Annotated in this window: 5 protein-coding genes; 4 read left to right on the plus strand and 1 reads right to left on the minus strand. The window is 55.2% G+C overall.

Features of this window, described 5'->3' with window-relative positions:
• Window positions 1-320 (minus strand): GntR family transcriptional regulator (locus AAAC48_RS12125; protein ID WP_340654414.1); only part of this gene is annotated, 320 nt, incomplete at its 3' end.
• 198 nt (window positions 321-518) lie between these two features.
• On the opposite strand from AAAC48_RS12125, the gene AAAC48_RS12130 reads away from it, so the two are divergent.
• The 4 genes from AAAC48_RS12130 to AAAC48_RS12145 all read left to right on the plus strand — a co-directional run.
• Window positions 519-1,352 carry a transporter substrate-binding domain-containing protein gene (locus tag AAAC48_RS12130; RefSeq protein ID WP_340654415.1) on the plus strand — a complete coding sequence of 278 codons (834 nt, stop codon included), beginning with the start codon at window positions 519-521 and terminating at the stop codon, window positions 1,350-1,352.
• 68 nt (window positions 1,353-1,420) lie between these two features.
• Window positions 1,421-2,200, plus strand: coding sequence for an amino acid ABC transporter ATP-binding protein (locus tag AAAC48_RS12135; RefSeq protein ID WP_340654416.1), 780 nt, complete (start codon window positions 1,421-1,423; stop codon window positions 2,198-2,200).
• A gap of 10 nt (window positions 2,201-2,210) precedes the next feature.
• The gene (locus AAAC48_RS12140) at window positions 2,211-2,879 is read left to right on the plus strand and encodes an amino acid ABC transporter permease (RefSeq protein ID WP_340654417.1); all 669 of its coding nucleotides are present in this window, start codon (window positions 2,211-2,213) and stop codon (window positions 2,877-2,879) included.
• 13 nt (window positions 2,880-2,892) lie between these two features.
• On the plus strand, window positions 2,893-3,174 hold a 282-nt coding region (locus AAAC48_RS12145), incomplete at its 3' end, for an ABC transporter permease subunit (RefSeq protein WP_340654418.1).

The following is a 3,174-nucleotide window of genomic DNA, read 5'->3' on the forward strand; positions in this document are numbered from 1 at the left end:
GTCCGGAGTTCTGCCGCTAGCCGCGTGTTCATGCGTTGGGCGACATCGAGTGCTTCAACATATTTCGGGAAGATGGCGACCTCTATTGGCGCAACGATCGTGCTTCTATTGGCAAGCGTTACGACCAGGTCGTCTCCGGATAGTCGTATCAGAGCCTCGCGGACAGGCGATCGTGATAGGTCAAATCTTTCTGCCAGCGTGGTCTCGTCCAACAGTTGGCCGGGTTGTAGCACGAGAGACAGTATTTCGTTGCGTAGCGTTTCATAGACGCTCTTCCAGCTGGCACCCTTGGTGCGCTTCACTTCATGCTCTTCGGCCACCAGCGGTTCTCCAGTCAAACTACGGAACTTAGTCATACGCTTTGGGTCACGTGTTGTCGACACATGATTTTTTTACTTGACATTGTCGACACAAAGACGACATTAATGCCAGTCGACACAGAGTCGACATAAATCAGAAAGATCGGCCGAAGCCGACAGGTGGAACCGCGCGCTTAGCGCTAAACAAAAGGATGTTCGATGTTCTCGAGATTGTTTTCGTCCGCATTGCGGGCTGTACCCGTATTAGCGGTAATTGCAGGACTTTCGACCTCGGCTGCCCACGCGCAGGCACCTGAGGGTTATTGGCAAGGCGTGCAAAAAGCAGGTGTATTGCGTTGCGGTGCCGCGGTGGCTCCGCCCTACGTTATGCGCGATCCGGCTACTGGCGAGTATACGGGTTTCTTCGCCGATCTTTGTCGCGGTTTCGCTGAGGCGCTCAAGGTGAAGCCCGAATTCGTGGATACGACTTGGGATAATATTGTCGCCGGACTCCAAGCAGGTAAGTGGGACGTTTCACTCGCGCTGAACCGGACGCCGGCCCGCGCCATGGCGGTGAACTTCTCCATCCCGGCAATGGAGTACCAGATTTCGCTGGCTTACAATAAGCAAAACCCCAAGGTTCCGGCGGGTGCAACGTCGGTAGCCGATATTGACAAAGAGGGCGTCACGCTTGCCGTCATGTCGGGCACGGCCCAGGACAAAGCGATATCCGCCGCCGTCAAGACCGCACAAATTTTGCGTTTGCCAGGCAATGACGAGACCCGCCTTGCGGTAACTTCAAGGCGTGCGGACATCCTCGTCGACGCCTCCGATACCAACCAGCTGTTCACGCAGTCGAATCCGGAATGGGCTGTCGCCCTCAATCCGACGCCGGCGCTTGCCAAGCAGGGTGTGGCGTTCGGCCTGCCCCACCAGCTTTCGTCTTCCGACGTCGAGGTTGTGAACATTTTCCTCGAAGAGAAGGTTGCCACGGGTGAAGTGGACAACATGATCAAGAAGGCCGTCGACGAAGTACTCAAGGGTTCGAAATAAGGCCGCGGCGGGCCGTTGCAGATCGTGTCGGCCCGCATTTCTTTACCGACGTTGCAAGGAACCTTGCCATGACGCTTCCGATGATGACACCGCTGGTAAAAGTCGACGGCCTGCACAAAAGCTACGGCCCGCTTATTCCAGTGCTGAAAGGTCTTGATATCGAAATGAAACCCGGCGAACGGCTCGTTGTGATCGGTCCCAGGGGCGGCGGGAAAAGCACTCTGCTGCGAGTCATGATGGGGCTCGAAAAAATCGACAGTGGCTCGATCACGTTTGGTGGGAAACCCTATATTTCGTCTGACGGCTACGATCGCAAGACGCTGATTGACAACAATGTGCGCCGATCAATCGGCATGGTCTTCCAGCATTACACGCTTTTTCCGCATCTCAACGTGTTGCAGAATCTCATCCTCGCACCGTGCAAAGTGCGGGGCGACAAGAAAGCCGACGCCACAGAACGCGCGCGAGCGCTACTCAAACGGTTCGGCCTGGATGCGAAGGCCAATGCCTATCCCGCGCAGCTTTCTGGCGGGCAAAAGCAACGCGTTGCAATCGCGAGAGCATTGATGCTCGATCCCAAACTCATGCTTTTCGACGAAGTGACGTCCGCGCTCGATCCAGAACTCGTCGGCGAAGTTGAACAGGTAATTCTTCAGCTCGCCAAACAGGACATGCCGATGATGATCGTGACCCACGATATGTGGTTTGCAAAGAATATCGCTTCACGGGTGATCTTCTGTGCGGGCGGCGTTGTTGTCGAGGATGGTCCGCCCGAGCAGGTTCTGGGCTCTCCCAAGGAAGAGAGAACGAAGGACTTCATCGACCGCGTGTTCCACATACGCCAGTAAGGAGGTCGGCATGAACTATTCTTTCGACTTCGCGTCCGTTACCAACAATCTTGGCCCGCTAGTCAAGGGCCTTGTTGTTACGCTCCAGCTGACGGCAGCAGCAAATCTGATGGGGCTGACACTCGGGTTCGTCTTAGCGCTTTTGATCATGAGTCGATGTTCGGTGATACGGCTTCCGGCGATGCTGTTTGTGGAGTTCTTCCGCTGCACACCTGCGATTGTTCAAATTGTCTGGTTCTTTTACTGCGTACCGATGCTCTTCAATGTATTCCTCGGCTCAATGACGATGGGCATTCTTGCACTCGGGTTCAACCTCACAGCCTTCAACGCCGAAGCCTACCGGGCGGCCATTCAGAACGTTCCCCGCGAGCAGCTGGATGCGGGCATCGCCCTCGGCCTCAATCCGTTCCAGCGGGTCCTTTACATCATTTTGCCGACCGCCTTCCGGGCATCAATCCCGGTTCTGCTTACCAACGGCATTGTGATCTTTCAGCAAAGCGCGCTCGTCGCAATCGTTGCCGTCCAGGATCTGATGTATCAGGGCAAGACCCTTGCAACCGAAACCTACCGGCCGATCGAGACATTCACGATCATCGCGCTAGTCTACTTCGCGGTCTCGTTTCCTGTCACGCAAATCGTCGGCTACCTCGAACGCCGCCGCCAGCTTCTGATGAGCTGAAGGGAGAACAGCAATGGAACTCGACTTCAGCATTCTCTTTCGCTTCAAGGATGCACTTCTGCTCGGCCTCTGGATGACGGCGAAACTTACCCTCATCTGCATTTTTCTTGGGTGCACCCTGGGGTTTTTGGTCGGGCTCGCCCGAACGTCAAAGAGCATATTTGTGAGGGGTATCTCCAGCGTTTATGTGGAGTTTTTTAGGGGCACACCAGTTCTCATCCAGCTGTTCTGGATTTTCTTTTGCCTCCCGTTGCTGCTGGGATTTGAACTGTCAAATCTCGCGTCCGGCATTATA

The organism is Phyllobacterium sp. (genome assembly GCF_037994405.1).
GTDB lineage: Bacteria > Pseudomonadota > Alphaproteobacteria > Rhizobiales > Rhizobiaceae > Phyllobacterium.

Excerpts from the sequence above, each read along its gene's own strand:
- AAAC48_RS12130 (WP_340654415.1), top strand. The coding sequence starts at position 519 with ATGTTCTCGAGATTGTTTTCGTCCGCATTGCGGGCTGTACCCGTATTA.
- AAAC48_RS12135 (WP_340654416.1), top strand. The coding sequence starts at position 1,421 with ATGACGCTTCCGATGATGACACCGCTGGTAAAAGTCGACGGCCTGCAC.
- AAAC48_RS12140 (WP_340654417.1), top strand. The coding sequence starts at position 2,211 with ATGAACTATTCTTTCGACTTCGCGTCCGTTACCAACAATCTTGGCCCG.